At 71.2% G+C, this 18,101-nt stretch carries 15 protein-coding genes; 10 read left to right on the forward strand and 5 right to left on the reverse strand.

The genetic code is table 11. The features are described 5' to 3' along the window. Positions 1–2: 2 nt before the first annotated feature. The gene (locus GVV75_RS06760) at positions 3–1,286 is read right to left on the reverse strand and encodes an LCP family protein (protein WP_236266089.1); all 1,284 of its coding nucleotides are present in this window, start codon (positions 1,284–1,286) and stop codon (positions 3–5) included. A gap of 129 nt (positions 1,287–1,415) precedes the next feature. Here GVV75_RS06760 and GVV75_RS06765 point away from each other — a divergent pair, with 129 nt between their 5' ends. Then, complete coding sequence (locus tag GVV75_RS06765; RefSeq protein ID WP_159814045.1) at positions 1,416–2,387, forward strand: glycosyltransferase family 2 protein; 972 nt, start codon at positions 1,416–1,418, stop codon at positions 2,385–2,387. 68 nt (positions 2,388–2,455) lie between these two features. On the opposite strand, the gene GVV75_RS06770 is transcribed toward GVV75_RS06765, so the two are convergent. Next, entirely contained in the window at positions 2,456–2,824 is a 369-nt protein-coding gene (locus GVV75_RS06770) for a DUF2304 domain-containing protein (RefSeq protein WP_159524024.1), read from the reverse strand. Positions 2,825–2,884: 60 nt separating this feature from the next. After that, entirely contained in the window at positions 2,885–3,589 is a 705-nt protein-coding gene (locus GVV75_RS06775) for a glycosyltransferase family 2 protein (protein ID WP_442858384.1), read from the reverse strand. 243 nt (positions 3,590–3,832) lie between these two features. Here GVV75_RS06775 and GVV75_RS06780 point away from each other — a divergent pair, with 243 nt between their 5' ends. The 3 genes from GVV75_RS06780 (at position 3,833) to GVV75_RS06790 (ending at position 8,230) form a co-directional block, all read left to right on the forward strand. Beyond that, positions 3,833–4,000, forward strand: coding sequence for a hypothetical protein (locus GVV75_RS06780; RefSeq protein ID WP_159524026.1), 168 nt, complete (start codon positions 3,833–3,835; stop codon positions 3,998–4,000). A 70-nt stretch (positions 4,001–4,070) separates the two neighbouring features. Beyond that, the gene (locus GVV75_RS06785; protein WP_159524027.1) at positions 4,071–6,074 is read left to right on the forward strand and encodes a DUF6541 family protein; all 2,004 of its coding nucleotides are present in this window, start codon (positions 4,071–4,073) and stop codon (positions 6,072–6,074) included. Continuing rightward, positions 6,071–8,230, forward strand: coding sequence for a DUF6541 family protein (locus GVV75_RS06790; protein WP_159814049.1), 2,160 nt, complete (start codon positions 6,071–6,073; stop codon positions 8,228–8,230). Before GVV75_RS06785 ends, GVV75_RS06790 begins: the two co-directional genes overlap by 4 nt. Before the next feature lie 15 nt (positions 8,231–8,245). Here the strand turns inward: GVV75_RS06790 and rfbB are convergent, their stop codons facing one another. Next, a complete protein-coding gene (rfbB, locus tag GVV75_RS06795) occupies positions 8,246–9,241 on the reverse strand; it encodes a dTDP-glucose 4,6-dehydratase (RefSeq protein WP_159626563.1) in 996 nt (331 codons plus the stop codon). Positions 9,242–9,558: 317 nt separating this feature from the next. Between rfbB and GVV75_RS06800 the strand changes: the two genes are divergently transcribed. From GVV75_RS06800 to GVV75_RS06825, 6 genes are all read left to right on the forward strand, one after another. After that, positions 9,559–11,517: an N-acetylmuramoyl-L-alanine amidase gene (locus GVV75_RS06800; RefSeq protein ID WP_159814051.1), complete on the forward strand. Its 1,959-nt coding sequence runs from the start codon at positions 9,559–9,561 to the stop codon at positions 11,515–11,517. Positions 11,518–11,645: 128 nt separating this feature from the next. Continuing rightward, entirely contained in the window at positions 11,646–12,479 is an 834-nt protein-coding gene (locus GVV75_RS06805) for an ABC transporter permease (protein ID WP_159524031.1), read from the forward strand. 1 nt (position 12,480) lies between these two features. Further along, positions 12,481–13,830, forward strand: a complete 1,350-nt coding sequence (locus GVV75_RS06810) for an ABC transporter ATP-binding protein (RefSeq protein ID WP_236266090.1) — start codon at positions 12,481–12,483, stop codon at positions 13,828–13,830. Beyond that, positions 13,827–14,066, forward strand: coding sequence for a methyltransferase (locus GVV75_RS06815; RefSeq protein WP_159814053.1), 240 nt, complete (start codon positions 13,827–13,829; stop codon positions 14,064–14,066). The genes GVV75_RS06810 and GVV75_RS06815 overlap by 4 nt, the downstream gene beginning before the upstream one ends. Next, positions 14,063–14,929 carry a rhamnan synthesis F family protein gene (locus GVV75_RS06820; RefSeq protein WP_159524033.1) on the forward strand — a complete coding sequence of 289 codons (867 nt, stop codon included), beginning with the start codon at positions 14,063–14,065 and terminating at the stop codon, positions 14,927–14,929. Before GVV75_RS06815 ends, GVV75_RS06820 begins: the two co-directional genes overlap by 4 nt. Before the next feature lie 16 nt (positions 14,930–14,945). Further along, positions 14,946–17,009: a glycoside hydrolase family 99-like domain-containing protein gene (locus tag GVV75_RS06825; protein WP_159814055.1), complete on the forward strand. Its 2,064-nt coding sequence runs from the start codon at positions 14,946–14,948 to the stop codon at positions 17,007–17,009. Between the two features lie 77 nt (positions 17,010–17,086). Here GVV75_RS06825 and GVV75_RS06830 read toward each other — a convergent pair whose 3' ends face one another. Next, positions 17,087–18,025 carry a glycosyltransferase family 2 protein gene (locus GVV75_RS06830; RefSeq protein WP_236266091.1) on the reverse strand — a complete coding sequence of 313 codons (939 nt, stop codon included), beginning with the start codon at positions 18,023–18,025 and terminating at the stop codon, positions 17,087–17,089. Positions 18,026–18,101 lie beyond the last annotated feature (76 nt).

An 18,101-nucleotide genomic window follows, 5' to 3' on the forward strand; every position in this document is an offset into this window, starting at 1 on the left:
CCTCACTTGCACTGGGTGACGGAGCCTGCGGAGGGAGACGCGGGAGCGGGGGCCTGGGGGGCCGGGGCGCCACTGGGCTTGCCGGCGGGGGCATCGGTCTGCTCGGCCGCATCGGTCGAGGAGGGGCCCGCGACGGCGTCGGAGGAGCCGGGCGCGGGAGAAGCGGGGGAGCCATCCGCCTTGCCGCTGACCGAGCTGGTGGGCACGGGGGTGTCCTCCCTGAGGGCCTTCCAGACCGCCTTGGCGTCATTGGTGGCCACCACGCGGTTGGCGTCCCGTGCGGCGGGCTCGTTGGGCACGGTGAGGAAGGTGATGCGGTCCAGGCCGATGGATTGGATCGAGTTGGCCAGGCCCTGGAGGTTGGTCAGGTCGCCGATCTTCTCGGAGGTGGTCAGCGACCCCAGCGCCGTGCGGGCGAAGGAGTAGAGCTGGTTGGCGTTGGAGAGGATGTTCTTGCTCTTGGCGGTGCGGATCATGGCTGCCATGAGGTTCTGCTGGTGCTCGATGCGGCCGATGTCCGAGCCGTTGCCGTAGCCGTGGCGGGCGCGCGCGTACTTCAGGCCGTCGGGGCCGTTGAGGTGCTGGCAGCCCACGGGCAGGTGGAGCTGGGTGTAATCGGGGTCGTCGATCTCCTCGGAGACGTAGAGGTTGACGCCGCCCAGGGCATCGATCATCGTCTCCAGGCCGTGGAAGTCGACGACCATGAACTCGTCGATGTTGACGCCGGTCATCTTCTCGATGGTGTTGATCGCGCAGGCGGCGCCGATGCCCAGGGCCTTCTCATTGGTGCCGGTGCCGGCGCCGGTGGCGAAGGCGTTGTTGATCATCGTGTCCGGCTGGGGGGCCGACTCGGTGCCGTCGTAGGTCTTGCACGAGGGGATGTCCACGAGGAGGTCGCGGGGGATGGAGACCACCTCCACTCGGGAGCGGTCGGCGGACACGTGCATGATCACCGCCGTGTCCGAGCGGGCGACGGAGGTGTCCTCGCTGCCGTCGGCGCCGTCGACGTTGTTGGCCCCGCTGCGGGTGTCCGAGCCCAGGATGAGGATGTTGAGGGCGTGCCCGTCGTAGGAGTCGCCGATGGCGTCCGTGCGGGTGGCGGAGCCGTCCAGGTAGCCCGAGATGTCGAAGCGCTTGACCTGGCCCTGCAGGTCCATGTAGGCGAATCCCGCCGCTGAGGTGACGAACAGGGCGAGTGACAGGAACACCAAGCCGGCCCGGCGGGCGGTTCGCCTCCCCAGGTCCTTGATCGAATGCCGTGCGCGTGGCTTCTCGGTGTAGGGCACGTGGCGAGTCTAGAGAATCCGCTAGGCGTGACCTAGCACCGTGACTGCGTCGAGACATGATCTTCCTCCGGTCTGGATGACTGGCGTCACACCGCCTCGGCAAGACCCCTTCTCGTTTAGGCTCTTCCCGTGACCGACCTCGTCCCCGCGCCCTCCGATCGGCCGGATCCGGCTGATTCGCGCCGCCGGCCCGGCGTGTCGCCCGATGCCGTGGCTCGGTCCGAGCCCGATCCGGGGGTCGGCCGGCAGGGCGCCCGGGGCGGGCGCGCGCGCGTGGTCACCGTCGCCTACAACCCCGGGGACGAGCTCGAGCGCTTCCTCTCCTCGCTCAAGGACGCCACCTCCCGCGAGATCACCGTCGTCATCGCCGACAACGGCGAGGAACACGACGTCGTCGAGTCCCTCGCCGCCGCGCACGGCGCCCGCGTCGTCGGCGACGGCGTCAACCGCGGCTACGGCGGGGGCGCCAACCTCGCGGCCCAGGGGCTGGATGAGGACTGGATCGTCGTGGCCAACCCCGACCTCGTGTGGCGCCCCGGCAGCCTCGACGTCCTCATCGAAGCCGCGATCGCCCACCCCGGGGCGGGCGCGCTTGGCCCGCGGCTCCTCAACGCCGACGGGACCGTCTACCCCTCCGGGCGCGCCCTGCCTTCGCTGGCGGCGGGCACCGGGCACGCCCTGCTGGGGAGGGTCTGGCCCTCCAACCCCTTCTCCGCCCGCTACCACGGCGGCAATGAGGACGTCACCCACGCCGTGGGCTGGCTCTCGGGCGCCTGCCTCCTGCTGCCCGCTGACGTGTGGCGCGAGCTCGGGGGCTTCGACGACGGCTACTTCATGTTCTTCGAGGACGTCGATCTCGGGGCGAGGGTCGGGGCCTCCGGGCGCGTCAACCTCCAGGTGCCCGACGCTGTCGTCATCCACGAGCAGGGCGTGAGCTGGAAGGCGCGCCCCGAGCGGATGATCCGCGCCCACCACGCCTCGGCGCGCCGCTACATGCGGGCCTCCCACCCCGCTCCCTGGCAGGCGCCGCTGCGCTGGGCGCTGTCCGCCGGCCTGCGCGCGCGCGAGGAGATCGCCGTGCGCGCCGCCCGGCGCGGCTGAGCCCGGGGCCCCGGCCTCCTCACAGGGGGCTTCTCCCGGGCTTCGCGTCCGCCGGTCCGCGCCCGCCCTCAGGGGCGCTCCCGGCGGGCCTTAGCAGGGGGCTCTGGCGCGGCGTCGATCGCGACCCGGCGCGCCAGCCGGGTGATCTGCCGCTCCAGGGAGGCCTTGCGGCGGAAGGAGGAGTGGACGTTGAGCAGGAAGGCGATGACGAGGGCGTAGAGGAGGAGGTCGGTGCCGCGGCCCACCCCGACGGCGTTGGCCACCTGGGTGGTCAGTTGGGGCAGGCAGATCGCGATCACTGCGAAGAGCACGAAGGTCAGGGTCAGGAGGCGCCGGCTGGCCTCGTGCCGCGCGCCGGTCGGGGTACGCACCATGGTCCAGCCGATCGCGACGACGGTGATGACGAGGATGGCCTGGATGATGATCTGGTGACTCACTGACTGCTCCTATGGATTGGTCCTATGGACTGGCGGCGGGTGCGGTGCTCCGATGCCCGCTCAGCTGAAGAGCAGGTCGACGAGGATGTTGATGGAGTTCCACAGGGACTGGCCCTTGGCCCTGGAGTAGTCGGTGTAGGTGATCGTCACCGGGTGCTCCCGCCAGGGCAGGCCGGTGGCGGCGAGCTGGCGGATGATCTCCGAGGCGTGGGCCATGCGGTCCTGCTGCAGGTTGATCCTCTCGGCGGCGTCGCGCCGCAGCACCCGCAGCCCGTTATGCGCGTCCGTCATCCGCATCCCCGAGGATCGGGAAGAGACCTTGGCCGCCAGCCCGAGGATGAAGCGCTTGGCCGGGCCCACGGGGGAGGGGCCCTCGAGGAAGCGGGAGCCGAGGACGAAGCCGAGCCCCTCCTCGCGCGCGGCGGACACCATGGCCCTGGCGTCATCGGGGGAGTGCTGGCCGTCGGCGTCGAAGGTGACGATGTAGTCCGCGTTCGTCCTGTCCAGGACGTAGTCGATGCCGGTTTGGAGCGCGGCGCCCTGGCCCCTGTTGACCGGGTGGCGCACGACGATCGCCCCGGCGCGCTCGGCCTGCCGCGCGGAGTCATCCCTCGATCCGTCGTCGACGGCGACGATGTGGGGGAAGGCGTCGCGAGCCGCCCCGATGACGCTGCCAATGACCTGAGCCTCGTTGTACAGCGGGATGACGAGCCAGGCGTCGGTCGCCGGGGAGGGGTCCTGCCTGGAGGCTGCGGGCGTGCTCACCACGGCATTGTCGCACGCGCGGGCCGATAGCCCCCTGACCCCCGCGTGAACGACGGCGCCCGGCCGGGCTTCTCCCGCTGGGCGGCGAGGAGCCGCGATGGCGGTGCGGATCGCCGAGTCAGCCGCCGCGCCGCAGGGGGCGGCGTCGGGCCGTTGTCCGATGTCGCGGAGCCGTCTGCGGGGAGCGGCGCGGAGAGGCCGTACCATACGGTCAGACCCGCCGCCCGGCCTGGAAGGACCACCATGCGCATCGCCGTCGTCGCCCTGGGGAGGATCGGGCTTCCCCTGGCCGCCCAGTGCGCTGAGAAGGGCCGCGAGGCCATCGGCGAGAAGGGCGGCGCCGCCACCGACGCCGAGAGGCGGACGGGCGCGCCCCGTCTGACCATCGGCGGGGGCCAGCGTCTGGGCTGAGGCCGGTGCCGTTCATGCGAGCCCGGGACAGGGCCGGGTATCAGGGTAGGCGAGGCCGGGGGACGAGCACGTGCTGACACTCCTTCTCGGCGCGCTTTTCGGGGCGACCGTCCTCCTCGCGCCCGGCTGGGCCGTCGCCCGGTCGGCCGGGGTTGGCAGGCTGCCCGCCTTCGCCCTCGCTCCGGCGGTCAGCGCCGCGATCATCTCCGTGGCGCAGATGCTCACCAGTGTCCTGTCACTGCACTGGATGGCCTGGGGGCCGCCGGTCGTCATCGGCCTCATGGCGCTGCTCGGCCTCCCCGCGCGCGCGCTGCGGCGCAAGGGGTGGATTCGCATCGGCCCCACCCTGGCGGGCTCCACGAGGCTGCGGGCCGATGAGTTCGCCTGGCTGCTCGGCGGCGCCGTCGTGGCCGGGGCGGTGGCGATGGCGGCGGCGACGGGCGCGCCCAAGGGCTCCTGGCCGGCCCAGGCCTACGACGTCACCTTCCACGTCAACGCCATCACCGTCATGAGGGAGGTCGGAGATGCCTCCCCCTTCGGTGGATTGTGGCCGATATATCAGGGCTACCGCGTCTTCTACCCCACGCTTTGGCACGCGATCGCCGTCTTCATCCCGGGCAGCGCCATCCAGGCCACCAACGCCCTGCTCCTGGGGTGCGCCGTCCTGGTCTGGCCGGCGGCTCTGACGGGCATGCTCACGGCGCTGCGCAGGACCCTCGGCGAGGGGTGGGCCAGGGCCACCGGCCTGACCGTCGCGCTGGCCTCGACCACCGTGGCGCTGCCGGTGCTCATGACCTCCCTGACGGTATGGCCCTACGTCCTGTCCGTCATCGCCCTGCCCGGGGTTCTCGCCGTCCTGGGCACCGCGCTGCGCGACATCCTCGATCGCACCTGCACGCCCGGGACCAGCCTGGGCGTGCTCGTCGTCATCGGGGGCGGGACGGTGCTCGCCCATGGCGCGGGCGCCTTCAACGTGCTGGTGATCAGCCTTCCCTTCGTCGCCGCGGCGATGAGCCACGTCATCCGGCTGGGAGGGCGGGGGCGGCGCATCATGCTGCGAGTCCTCCCCGTGCTCACCGCGGCGGCCCTGCTCGGCGGATGGGTGATGGGCGAGCAGGTGGTCTCGGTGCTCTCCTACGAGCGGCCCGCGGGAGGCTGGGGCGGGACCCTCGATGCGCTCAAGAGGATCATCCTCGACGCCCCGCAGTACGGCCTCGTGCCCCCCGTCGCCTGGATCCCCGCCGGGGCGGTGCTCACCGCCCTCGCGCTCGCGGGCGCGTGGCAGGCGCGCCATGACCCCTCCCTGCGCCCCTGGGTCGCGCTGTGGCTCATGGCCACGGTGATCGTCCTGCTCACCTCGGGCCCCGCCTGGCCAGGACGCCAGATCGGCTCGCCCTGGTACCTCCAGGAGGCGCGGATCATGCCCTTGGTGACCATCCCCGCGATACTCCTCGCCGCGCGTGGGATCAGCGGCCTGCTCGCCGTCGAGCGGGCGCGCCCGCCGCTGCGGCGCGGCGGGGCCCGGCTGCTGAGCGGCGCGCTCGTCGCCGTCGTACTGGTGACCGTGGCCTGCCGGGTGCCGCTGCTGCACGGCCTGGTCGCCTCGGTGTGGGACCCGCGCCGGATTCAGCACGGCACACTGGCCACCGTCGATGAGCTGGTCCTGCTGGAGAGGTCGAGGAGCGTCCTCCCCGACGACGCGGTGGTCCTGGGCGCCCCCGCCCGGGGCGCGGGCTACGTGTGGCCCATGACTGGCATCCACGGGGTCTACATGTCCCGCAGCGAGCCCTACCACCCCTCCGACATGGGCAGCGTGGCCCGCCTATGGCCCGCTCTCGGCGTCGATGAGACGACGACGGCGCAGATCTGCTCGCGATTGGACCGCCTGAACGTGAAGTACTTCCTCGCCCAGGAGGACCCGACGGCCGCCGGCGCCGAGTACGGCGCCGCCGATGCGTGGTGGGACGAGTCGCTCATCCGCCCGCCCGCGCGGGGGCTCGAGCTCGTCGACTCCGAGGGGGACGCCACCCTGTGGCGCATCACCGCCTGCGAGCAGAAGGAGGCGACTCCATGAGCGGCTCTTGGCGCCTGCGTCCCGCGGCGTGGATCGGATCCACCGCGACCCGCGTCGTCATCCTGCCGCTGGCCGGGATCGCGGCGCTCGCGCTGGTGATCCGGCTCGGCGGCGCCGTTGGCCCCTCGTGGGCGGCCGCCCCGCCGATCGCGGTGGCGGCCCTCGGCGGGCTCATCATCCCCGGCTGGTCGATCGCCCAGGCCTGGGGGCTGCGCGGAGTGACAGCGCTGGGGGCCGCGCCGACGCTCACCGCCGGGATCCTCACCCTGGGCAGCGCGCTGGCCCAGCCGCTGGGGATCCCCTGGGACCGCGGCCACCTGCTCATCGGCCCCGTCGGCTGGCTGTGGGCCGCGTGCGCCGCCGCGGGCGCGCTCGCGCGCCGCGTTCCCCGGGAGCCCGGCGCCGCCGGACCACCGTCCTGTCCGGCCCCCCTCGACGCCCGGGGCCGACTCGCGCTGTGCGCGGGACTGGGGCTGGCCGCGTTCATGACCGCGGTTCCGGTGATCCGCTCGACCGGGGCGCTTGACTCCCCGATGCAGGCCTCGGACTCCATCTACCACCTGTCCGCCACCGCCTTCGTGCGCCTGACGGGGGACGCGAGCTCCTTCGGCGGCACCTGGCCGCTCTACGACGGCCAGCGCATCTACTACCCCATGGTCTGGCACGCCATCGCCGCGCTCCTGCCCGGCGGAGTCATCGAGGGCTCCAACACGCTCGTGGTGGTGCTCTCGTCGGCCATCTGGCCACTGAGCATGGCCGCCCTCCTGCGCGAGACCCTCAGGCGCGCGGGCTCCGATGAGGATCGGGGCGCGGGCGCGCTCCTGGGGCTGGGGACCGCCCTGTCCGGCTCCGTGGTCTCCGTCCTCCTCCTCCTCACCAGCGTGTGGCCCTATGCGCTGTCCGTGTGCCTCCTGCCCGGATGCCTCGCCCTGGTCACGCGCGCCTGCGGATCCGGCGCCATGGGCGGCCGACGGCGCGCGCATGCCCTCACGCTGGCCGCCCTGGGTGGTCTCGGGGTCATTGGCGCGCACGGCGCGGCCGTCTTCAACCTCATCGTGCTGGCCGGTCCGCTGGTGGTGCGGGGCTCGTGGGGCCCGGTGGCCGCCGCCTGGCGCCGCGGCGGGCGGGGGAGAGGAGGCCTGATCGCCACCGCCACCGCGGGCGGGCTCCTGGCGGCCGGGGCCGGCTGGCGGGTGCGCGGCTCGCTGGTGGATGTCTTCTCCTACCAGCGCCCCCCGAGCAACCTCGCGGAGACCGTCTACGCGCTCACCACCGATCATCCCCTGCTGGCCCGGTTCACCCCCTACATCCCGGGCAATGCCCTGGTGGTCGCCCTGGCGCTCGTCGCCGTGGTCGGGGCATGGCGGGGCGCCCGGGGCAGCGATGCCCAGCAGGCGCGCCTGTGGTCCATCGGCACCGGGGCGGCCGCGCTCATCCTGCTCCTCGCCGCGGGGCCCCAGTGGCCCCTGCGTGTCCTGGCCGGGCCGTGGTACACCCAGCGGGCCCGCATCATCGTCCTCGTGACGATCGGGCTCCTCGTGCTCGCCACGCTCGGCGCCCGCGACCTCGCCCGCGCCTGGGCCGCACTGCCCGGATGGCGTGGGCGGCTGGGCTCCCACCCGCGCCGCGTCGCCTTGGCCGCGCTCGCGGCCTCACTCGTCCTCGCCCCCGCGTGGAGGTGGGGGCTCAAGGCAGAGATCATGGAAGCGGTCCACGATCCGCGGCGCATCTCCTACGGCACGATGCTCTCCGACGCCGAGCTGGCGATGATCCGCCGCGCCCCCCAGGAGCTTGGCGCTCACGCGCTCGTCATAGGGAACCCGTCCAACGGGAGCGCCTACCTGTGGAGCGTGGCCGGTGTGCGCACGGTCTACCCCACGCGGCTCTTGCCGATCAGCCCGGAGTTGGAGTGGCTGGGGGAGCACCTCGATCAGCTTGGCTCCGATCCCGAGGTGTGCCGGATCCTCAACGAGCGCGGAGTGACGCACTACTACTCCGACGACGCCCGCCCCGATGGCGCCACCGGTGGCGGCCGTCAACCCCTGTGGGGCTGGCGGATGGACCAGGTGCCCCACGAGTACCTGGAGGAGGTCGACTCCGCGCCGTCGGGCGCCGGGTCCACGGCGACCCTCTGGCGCATCACCGCCTGCGGCTGAGGCCCGTTGCCGGCCTCACTGGCCCTGGGCGGCGTACTTGGCCTCGACCTCCGCCTTGAGCGGGCGCCACCAGGCCTCGTTGTCCCGGTACCAGTCGATGGTGGCCGCCAGGCCGGAGCGGAAGTCCGTGAACTTGGGCGCCCAGCCGAGCTCGGTCACCAGCTTGGTGTTGTCGATGGCGTAGCGCATGTCGTGGCCGGGACGGTCGTTGACGTGCTCGTAGTCGTCGATCTCGAAGCCCATCAACTCCAGGATCAGCTCGACGACCTCCTTGTTGTTCTTCTCGCCGTCGGCGCCGATGAGGTAGGTCTCGCCAATGCGGCCCTTCTCCACGATGTCCCACACGGCGTCGTTGTGGTCCAGGACGTGGATCCAGTCGCGCACGTTCTCGCCAGCGCCGTAGAGCTTGGGGCGCACGCCGTCGATGAGGTTGGTGATCTGGCGGGGGATGAACTTCTCGATGTGCTGGTACGGCCCGTAGTTGTTCGAGCAGTTGGAGATCGTGGCCTCAATGCCGAAGGAGCGCACCCAGGCGCGCACGAGAAGATCTGAGCCCGCCTTCGATGACGAGTACGGCGAGGAGGGGTTGTAGGGCGTCTCCGGGGTGAACTTGGCCGGGTCGTCGAGTTCCAGGTCCCCGTAGACCTCGTCGGTGGAGACGTGGTGGAAGCGCGTCCCGTGGCGGCGCACCGCCTCCAGGAGGGTGAAGGTGCCCACCAGGTTGGTGCGGATGAAGGGGGAGGGGTCGTTGAGGGAGTTGTCGTTGTGTGACTCCGCGGCGAAATGGACGACGACGTCCGCGTCCGCCACCAGCGGGTCCACCGTGTCCATATCGGCGATATCGCCGACAACCAGCTCGACGCGGTCCGACACATCCGCCAGGGAGCCCTTGTTGCCCGCGTAGGTGAGCTTGTCGAGGACGACGACGCGCGCGTCGGGGTAGCGGGACAGGGTCTGGTGGACGAAGTTCGCGCCGATGAAGCCGGCGCCACCGGTGATGAGGACGTTCATGAGGGACTCCGTGGTCGACACTGCTCGGCCAACAGGCAATGAGGATGCGATGCCGTGAGAACGCCGAGTTCTTCCGCCCGCCATCATGCCACAGGCCCCGGGCGCGGCGCCCCACGGGGCCCCGGGCCCCACGGGGCGGGCGGGCGGCGCGTGGGCTGCCGGAGCCGGCAAACATTGCATTTCGATGATCATCGCCAGGCTCACAGTGAAAGGGCCCGAAAGGGGAGGGTAGGGTGTCGAACTGGCCCCAATAGTCTCATTCACCCCAATTGTCACACCGGCATTGTCGCGCCGGTGGCGCGACACGAGAGGATTCCATGCTCAGCCGCCGCTCCTTCGGGATGATGTCCACCCTGCCCCTGATCGCCCTCGGCCTTGCCAGTGAGTCTGCGGCGTCCTCCGCGTTAGCCCCGCCCGCGGCGGTCCCGGCCCGTCCGCTCGCCCTTCCTCCCGACGGCGCTCCCGCGAAGGTGCTGGAGCTGACCTCGGGGGACGGCGCCCCCACCCCCCTCGCCCAGGCGGGCCTCAAGGCCTCGCCGTCCGCCGCCCCCAGCCCGGCCGGCAGCGCGCCAGCCGCCTCCGGCACCGGCGTTGGAACGGCCCGCTTCCCCCTGGCGACGGCAGACCTCTCCTCCGGCATCGACCCCGAGCGTGACGCCACCATCCTGACCGAGCCGCTGGCCGTCGACGGCTTCGTGGTGGCCGGCTTCACCTGGGGCGACGGGGGCCTGCCTGACGGGGCGAGCGCCTACCTGCGCGTGCGCGAGGGCGGCGAGTGGTCCACCTGGCACCTCCTCGAGGTCGAGGGCCCCGGGGGGCGCGACTCGGGCCCCGCCCGATCCACCGGCACCGAGCCCTTCGTCACCGGTGGCGCCGACGCCGTCCAGGCCGCCCTCATCATCGACGACGCCCGTTCCATCCCCGCCGGCCTGCGCCTCCACCTCGTCCCCGACGCCCCCAGCGGCTCCGAGGAGACCATCGAGGCCTCCGAGCTCGAGTCCGTCACCGCGCCCGCCACGCCCGTCGACCGGGCCGCCACCGCCCGCCAGGCCGCCGCCGCCGGGACCGTCGAGGCCCCCACTCCGGCGGGCGCGGGCGCCGGCGCCGCCGGGGCGGGGGGCTCGCTGGCCAGCCTCGCCGGGGCGATCGCCGTGGACGGCCTGCCCTTCGGCGTCATCCCGCGCTCGGCCTGGGGCGCCTCCTCCAGCTCCGACTGGGACGTCGAGTACGCGAGCGCGAAGCACGTCGTCGTCCACCACACCGCGGGGACAAACAACTACACCGCCGCCCAGTCCAAGGGCATCATCCAGGGCATCTACCACTACCACTCGGTCACGCTGGACTGGGGGGACATCGGCTACAACTTCCTGGTCGACAAGTACGGCACCGTCTACGAGGGCCGCCTGGGCACCCTTGACTCCGCTCCGGGGACGATGTCCGTGGGCGGTCACGCCTACGGCGCCAACACCGGGACCATGGGCGTCTCCATGATGGGCGACTACTCGGCCGTCGCCCCCACGCGGGCCCAGCTCGACCGCGTCGGCGGGCTCGCCGGGTGGTTCCTCGCCCGGGGCGGGGTGACGGACGTGAGCGGTTGGGCGGACTTCACCATCCGCTCCTCCCAGAAGTACGAAGCCGGGCAGGTCGTCTCCCTGCCCCGCATCCTCGCCCACCGCGACGTCGGCTACACCAGCTGCCCTGGCGACGTCGGCTACTCCCGCTTGGACCAGATCCGCTCCATCGCCGCGACCCAGATGAGCGCCCCGGCCCTCCGCCCCGGATGGGTGCGGGCCGGGGGTGCCTGGTACTACTACTCCGACGACTTGAAGCTCGTCACCGGCTGGCTCGAGGTGGACTCGACCTGGTACTACCTCTCACCCGGCTCCGGCCGCATGGCCACCGGCTGGCTGTGGGACGGCAATGCCTGGTACTACCTCGACCCCTCCAGCGGGGCCATGGCCACCGGCTGGAAGAAGGCCGGCGGACGCTGGTACTACCTGCATTCCACCGGCGCGATGCTCACTGGCTGGCAGAGGATCGGCCCCGACTGGTACTACCTCGACCCCTCCAGCGGGGCCATGGCCACCGGTTGGCGGTTGGTCAATGGCGGCTGGTACTACCTGGCGGAGGGCTGGGGAGGCATGGCCACGGGCTGGCACCGCATCGGCTCCGACTGGTACTACCTGGGCCCGGGCGACGGGCGCATGGTCACCGGGACGCAGAGCATCGATGGGAGGAACTACCGCTTCGCCCCCTCCGGCGCCTGGATCGCCTGACCGCGCCGGTCGTAGCCGGACGCACAGGCCGGGTGGCCCGCGCGGCGTCGGCCCTGGTCTAGACTGGGGCTTCGAGTCGCCATCTCCCAGGGCGGCGGATTCGCACCCGGACCCGGATGAGTGAGGCCATGGCGGAGCATATCGACGTGAGGTCGCCCCTGACCCTCGCCCAGCAGGCGAGCCTCGTCAACGCCTTCGGGCAGAGGGACCTCAAGGCCAAGTTCAACGGGACCCTGCTGGGATGGGTCTGGTCCCTCGTGGTCCCCCTGGCCACCCTGGGCATCTACGCCCTCATCTTCGGCGGCCTGTTCAAGATGCAGCCCCCCGCCGTCGCGGACCGCACGGGCGGTATCGCGCTGTTCGCGCTCTGGCTCTTCGCCGGCCTGACCATCTGGGGCTACTTCCAGAACTCGATCAACGCGGGCATCAACGGGCTCCTGTCCTCCGGAGGGCTGCTTCAGAAGGTCTACTTCCCCGCCTACGCCCCCGTGCTCGGGGCCGGGATGGCCGTCGGCATCCAGAGCGGCATCGAGGCGGGACTGCTCCTCGTGGTCTTGGCCCTCATGGGATTCCTGAACTGGTCCTGGCTGCTGATCCCGCTGCTCGTCGCGCTCGTCGTCGTCTTCGTCCAGGCGGTCTCCGTCATCCTGGCCATCGGCAACGTCTACATGCGCGACCTGGCCCAGCTGGTCGGCGTCATCCTCCAACTCATGTTCTACGCCACCCCCATCATCTACAACGCGGACCTCGTCCCGAATCACCACTGGGGCATCCCCCTGCGGTCCCTGGTCACGCACATGCCTGTCGCCGAGTACATCGGGCTCTTCCGGGACCTGGCTTACCTTGGTCAGGCCGGGGCCCTGACGCATTGGGCCGCCTGCCTGGGCTGGGCGCTGCTGGCCTACCTCGCGGCCCGCGTCGTGATCAGAAAGTGGGGCGCCGACCTGGGGGAGATGATCTGAGATGAGCGCTGACATGATCGAGGCGGCCACGGCGGGCTCAGCGGCCTCCGCGCCTGAGGATTACGCCATCGTCGTCGACCACGTCTCGAAGACCTTCGAGATGCAGGCCGACCGCCGCTCCACCTTCAAGGAGCGCTTCGTGCGCGGGCGCGCCACCTCCGAGCAGCGCGTCTTCCACGCCCTGGACGACGTCTCCTTCAAGATCCGCAAGGGAAGCACCTTCGGGCTCGTCGGTCACAACGGCTCGGGCAAGTCCACGATGCTCAAGCTCCTGGCCGGCGTCTACCGCCCCACGAGCGGCACCGTCACCGTCTCGGACAGCGTCGACGCCCTCCTCGAGCTCGGAGCCGGCTTCCACGGCGAACTCACCGGGCGTGAGAACATCTTCCTCAACGGCGCCATCCTGGGGCGCAGCCGCAAGCAGATCGAGTCCACCATCGACTGGATCATCAACTTCGCCGACATCGGCGCCTTCATCGATCAGCCCGTCAAGGTCTACTCCTCGGGAATGACCGTGCGCCTAGGCTTCGCCGTCGCCGTGGCGATCCGGCCCAAGATCCTCATCGTCGATGAGATCATCGCCGTGGGTGACGAGGAGTTCCAGCGCAAGTGCTTCGAGTACATGCGCGACCTGCGCGACCACGGCACCACCATCGCCCTGGTCACCCACTCGCTGTCCCTGGCCAAGGAGATGTGCGACGAGGTCGTCTGGCTTGACCACGGCCGCGTCAAGATGATCGGCCCCGCCGACGAGGGCGTCTCGGCCTACATCGCCGCCGTCAACGCCAAGGAGGCCGAGAAGCGCGCCGCCGAGCAGACCGAGGCCGAGCGGGAGGAGGACAAGGACTTCCGGCTCAACCAGGGCTCGGGGGAGTGCCGCATGACCGGCGTCGAGATCTTCGACGGCGAGGGCAAGAAGGTCCCCTTCCTCACCACCGGCAGGCCCGCCACCCTGCGCGTCCACGTCCACGCCCGGAAGGACCTGCGCGACGTCGAGCTCGGCCTGGCCTTCATCACCGACGGCGGGGTCATGATCTCCGGCCCCAACTCCCGCCATGCCGGGCGCCTCTACGACCTGCGCGCGGGCGAGGACGGCTTCATCGACTACACGATGGACCCCGTGGTCCTCCATCCGGGGCGCCTGTGGCTGACCACCTGCCTCCTGCGCGACGGCGCCACCTACGATTACTCCGACCGCCAGACCGAGCTCCTCATCCACGAGGGCAGGGTCATCGACGAGCCGGGCCTCATCACCATGCCCGAGGGGCGCTGGAGCCCCGCCCTGAGCGTCGATGCCACGGGGGCACCCCAGGCCGAGCAGTCCGAGCCCTTGAACGAGGAGGACCGATGACAGTCAGTCAGGATGACGAGATCCGCCGCCTGCGGGCCGCGCTGCGCCACGCGCACGTCGAGGCCGGGGAACTCCACGCCGAGATCCAGCGCCTAGAGAAGGAGCAGCGCATCATGCAGCGCAAGCTCGACGGCGCCTGGGAGCAGCTCAGCGACATCCGCCACTCCACCTCCTGGCACCTCACCGCACCGGTCCGGCTCGTCAAGTCGGCCGTCCGCATAAGGCTGCCCCGGTGAGCCGCCTCCTGGGGCGCCTCCAGCGCGCCCAGCGCGCCCAGGCCCTCAACGAGGGGCCGCGCGTCGTCGACGTCACCCGGGGCCGGATCCGCGTCGAGCGCGGCAAGAGGAGCACGGTCGACGCCGCCGAGCGCGTCGCCATCGTCGCCCAGTACTCCGCCACCCCGGACCAGCCGCTCTCCCTGAGCCGTTACCTGGCAGCCCTGGACGCCTCCGACTACGCCACCATCGTGGTGTCGACCTGCGAGAGCCCAGAGCCCCTTGAGTTCCCACACGGCATCCCCGAGCGGACCATCATCATCCGCCGCCCCAACCTCGGCTACGACTTCGGCTCCTGGACTACCGGGCTGGGCTGGATCCCGGGCGTGCGCTCCAAGCCCGTCGTCCTGCTGACCAACGACTCCATGCTCGGGCCCTTCGCCCCCATCGACGGCCTCCTGGAGTGGGCGGCCGAGCCCCCGGGACCCGACATTCGCTGCCTGACGACCTCCCACCAGTTCGGCAGGCACATGCAGAGCTACTTCCTGTCCTTCCGGGGAGGGATCCTCGCTGAGCGCGCCTGGGTGCGCTTCTTCGACGGCATCCGCGTCCAGCCGACCAAGGAGGACGTCGTCATGGCCTATGAGTTGGGCCTGTCCCGGCTCGCCTTCTCCGAGGCCTACTCCATTGACGAGTGGGTGGCCGGGCCGGACATCGGGGCCGGCTATGAGAACCCCACGATCCGCGCCTGGCAGGGGATCATCACCTCGGGCGCCCCCTTCCTCAAGCGCACGATCCTGACCCATCCGGACCTGACCGCTGAGGCGGCGGCCAGCGCCGAATATCTGCAGCGCATGTACAACATCGACATCCACCAGTGGTGAGCAAGAGGCACGAGACATGACCCGCATCTCCAAGCACGGCGCCGCCCGCCGCGCCACCTACTTCGCGGCCCGCGGACGCAACGCCGCCGCCAACCTCATCGCCACCGGCTCGGTGCGCGGCTACCGGCCCAAGCATCCCGCGGACTTCGCCGCCTTCGTCGACCGCCTCGGCGGGCGCCAGGACTCCGGCTTCCCGGACAAGTGGCGCGTGGACCCCGCCTTCCGCGTCGAGTCGCCGGCGCGCATCGCCGTCGTCATCCATTGCTTCTACCCCGAGCTCATGGACGAGCTCTTCGCCCACCTGCGCCTCATGCCGGTCGACTTCGACCTGTTCATCACCAACGCCTCCGGCGAGGCGGTCCGGGTCCCTGACGACCTGTCCCACCTGGGGACCAGCGTCGTCGTCGAGGTGGACAACCACGGCCGTGACATCCTGCCGACCGTCAACCTGGTCAACTCCGGGATCCTCGACCCCTACGACCTCATCCTCAAGATGCACACCAAGCGCAGCCCCTGGCGCGAGGAGCACGCCGAGCTCGCCGGCAGCGGTGAGACCTGGAAGCAGCAGTTCCTGGACGACCTCGCGGGGTCGCGGGAGACGATCGAGGGCATCCTTGCCGCTTTCGCCGCCGATCCCGCCCTGGGCGTGCTCACCGCCACCGACTCCATCGTCGGCAAGCAGTTCTGGGGTGGGGACCAGCGCATCGTTGAGCAGCTCCTGCGCCGCCTCGAACTGAGGATCGATCCTGACGAGCTCGAGTTCGCCTCCGGCTCCATGTACTGGTGCCGCGGCCTGATACTCCAGGGCCTGCGCGCCCTCAACCTCCAGGCGGCCGACTTCGACCCCGAGGCTGGCCAGGTGGACGGCACCACCGCGCACGCCGTCGAGAGGATTGTCGGCATCGTCACCAGGGAGGCCGGGCTGCGCACCGTGGAGCCCGAGTCCATCCAGGAGATCCTCGCCGCCCCGGGCACCGACCGTCAGGGCTGGCACCGCTTCGACCGCGATGCCGAGCGAGTCCCGGCCGCCACCGTCATCCCCTTCTACCTGCCCCAGTTCCACGACTCCCCGCAGAACAACGTGTGGTGGGGCAAGGGCTTCACCGAGTGGTCCAACGTCGTGGGCGCCGTGCCCGCGTGGCGCGGCCACTACCAGCCCAAGCAGCCCACGGAGCTGGGCTACTACGACCTGGAGATGGACTCCGTGCGCGCCGCTCAGGCCGAGCTGGCCAGCTCCCACGGCCTGGCCGGCTTCATGTACTACTACTACTGGTTCTCCGGCGAGCGGATCCTCAACCGCCCCATCGAGAAGTTGCGGGCCTCGGACCTCGATTTCCCGTACTGCATCATGTGGGCCAATGAGAACTGGACGCGCCGCTGGGACGGCCGCAGCCAGGACGTCCTCATCGGCCAGGACTACCACAAGGTCCCCGCCGAGGACTTCATCGACGACGTCATGGAGTTCCTCCTGGACCCCCGCTACATGCGCGTGGACGGCAAGGCGCTCATCGCTGTCTACCGACCCGCCCAGATGGAGAACTTCCCGCAGGTCGTGGCCGCCTGGCGCGAGCGCGCCCGGGCCGCGGGCGTCGGTGAGCTCCACGTCATCGCCGTGTCCGTGGCCAAGGAGTTCGACGGCGTCGGCGAGGACTACCACGCCAATGGGCTCGACGGCACCCTGGAGTTCGCCCCCCACAACCTGCCGTGGATCGCGGGCCCGGCCCTCGACGTCGGCCTGGACAAGCGCTGGCGCGGCAACTTCATGAGTTATCAGGCCACCCTCAAGGCCTCCTTGCGCAACGCGGTGCGCCTGACCGAGCACGAGTACCCCGGCGCCATGGTCACCTTCGACAACACCGCCCGCCGTCAGTGGAGGGCGGATGCCTGGTACGGCTCCAACCCCTACAGCTTCCACCGCTGGGTGGCGGGCCTCATCCGGGCCGTCGCCGGGCGCGAGGAGGCCGACCGCCTCGTGTTCATCAACGCCTGGAACGAGTGGGCCGAGTCGGCTGTCCTGGAGCCCACCACGCGTTACGGGCGCACCTACCTCCTCGCTCTGCGCCAGGCCATCTGGAGTTGAGGGCCCCGCGCCGGCGCACCGGTCTCGGCGCTGTTTTCGACCGGTCTCGGCGCTGTTTTCGACCGGTCTCGCGGGGATCAGCGGTTGGGGTGGCGGGAGGCGTAGGGGCCCAGGCGGCCGCGCAGGCCATCGGCCAGGCCCCGGCGCAGCATCCGGTGGCGCTCGGCGCGTCGATCCGGCAGGGCGGCGTTGAACAGCGCGTACTTCGCCGCCCAGTAGGAGTAGCGGACGCGCCAGCGCGCCGGCAGCGGCGAGCCGCGGCCCACCAGCGCGAGGGTGTTCCGCAGGATGTAGTAGTTGCGGATCGGGGCGTGCACGTGGATCGGCTGCTCCCGCCCCGGCAGGCGAACCACCTCATCGCCCAGCGAGTGGGCGAGCCGGGCCGCCGGCACCGCGACGAGCCGCCATCCCGAGCGCCGGGCCCGCACTCCCCACTCCAGGTCCACATGGTCGATGAACAGGTCCTCGCGCATCGGCCCGATCTCCTCCAGCGCGCTGACGCGCACCAGGCAGCCCGAGGCGATGAGGAAGGCGGCCTCCAGCCTGGGCCGGGACAGCTCGGCCTTGGTGGCGCGCTTGGGGCTCCAGCCCCGGTCCACGTAGACGAGTTCATCGGCGCCCTCGCGCTCCTCGGTCGGCAGCGGCCCGACGGCGGCGATCCGCGGGTCCTCATCGATCGCTTCAAGCAGCTGGGCCACCATGGTGGGCGAGGGGATCGAATCCTGGTCCGACAGCAGCACGTACCGGGCGCCCTGGGCCCGAGCGGCCGCGATGCCCCGGTTCTGCGCGGCGGCGATCCCCAGGTTCTCGCCCAGCTCGATGAGCCTGGCGCCATGGGCCGCGCAGGCCTCGCGCGCCCGCTCCAACCCGGGAGCGGCGGATCCGTTATCAACCACGAGAACGGCGTTGCACTGGGAGGCGAGCGCCTTCAGGAGGCCTCCCAGGGGCCCGGGCTCATAGGTGACGACGACGGCGACCGTGGCGCTGCTCATGGGGCTGATCCCGGGGTTGTTCATGGGCTCTCCCAAGACGGCCCGCGTGGCGCGGGGGTGGACCTGGCAGCGCCACTCTAATGCGCCGCCGCCGCGCCCG

The sequence above is a fragment of the Actinomyces sp. zg328 genome, assembly GCF_009829635.1.
Taxonomy (GTDB): domain Bacteria; phylum Actinomycetota; class Actinomycetes; order Actinomycetales; family Actinomycetaceae; genus Actinomyces; species Actinomyces marmotae.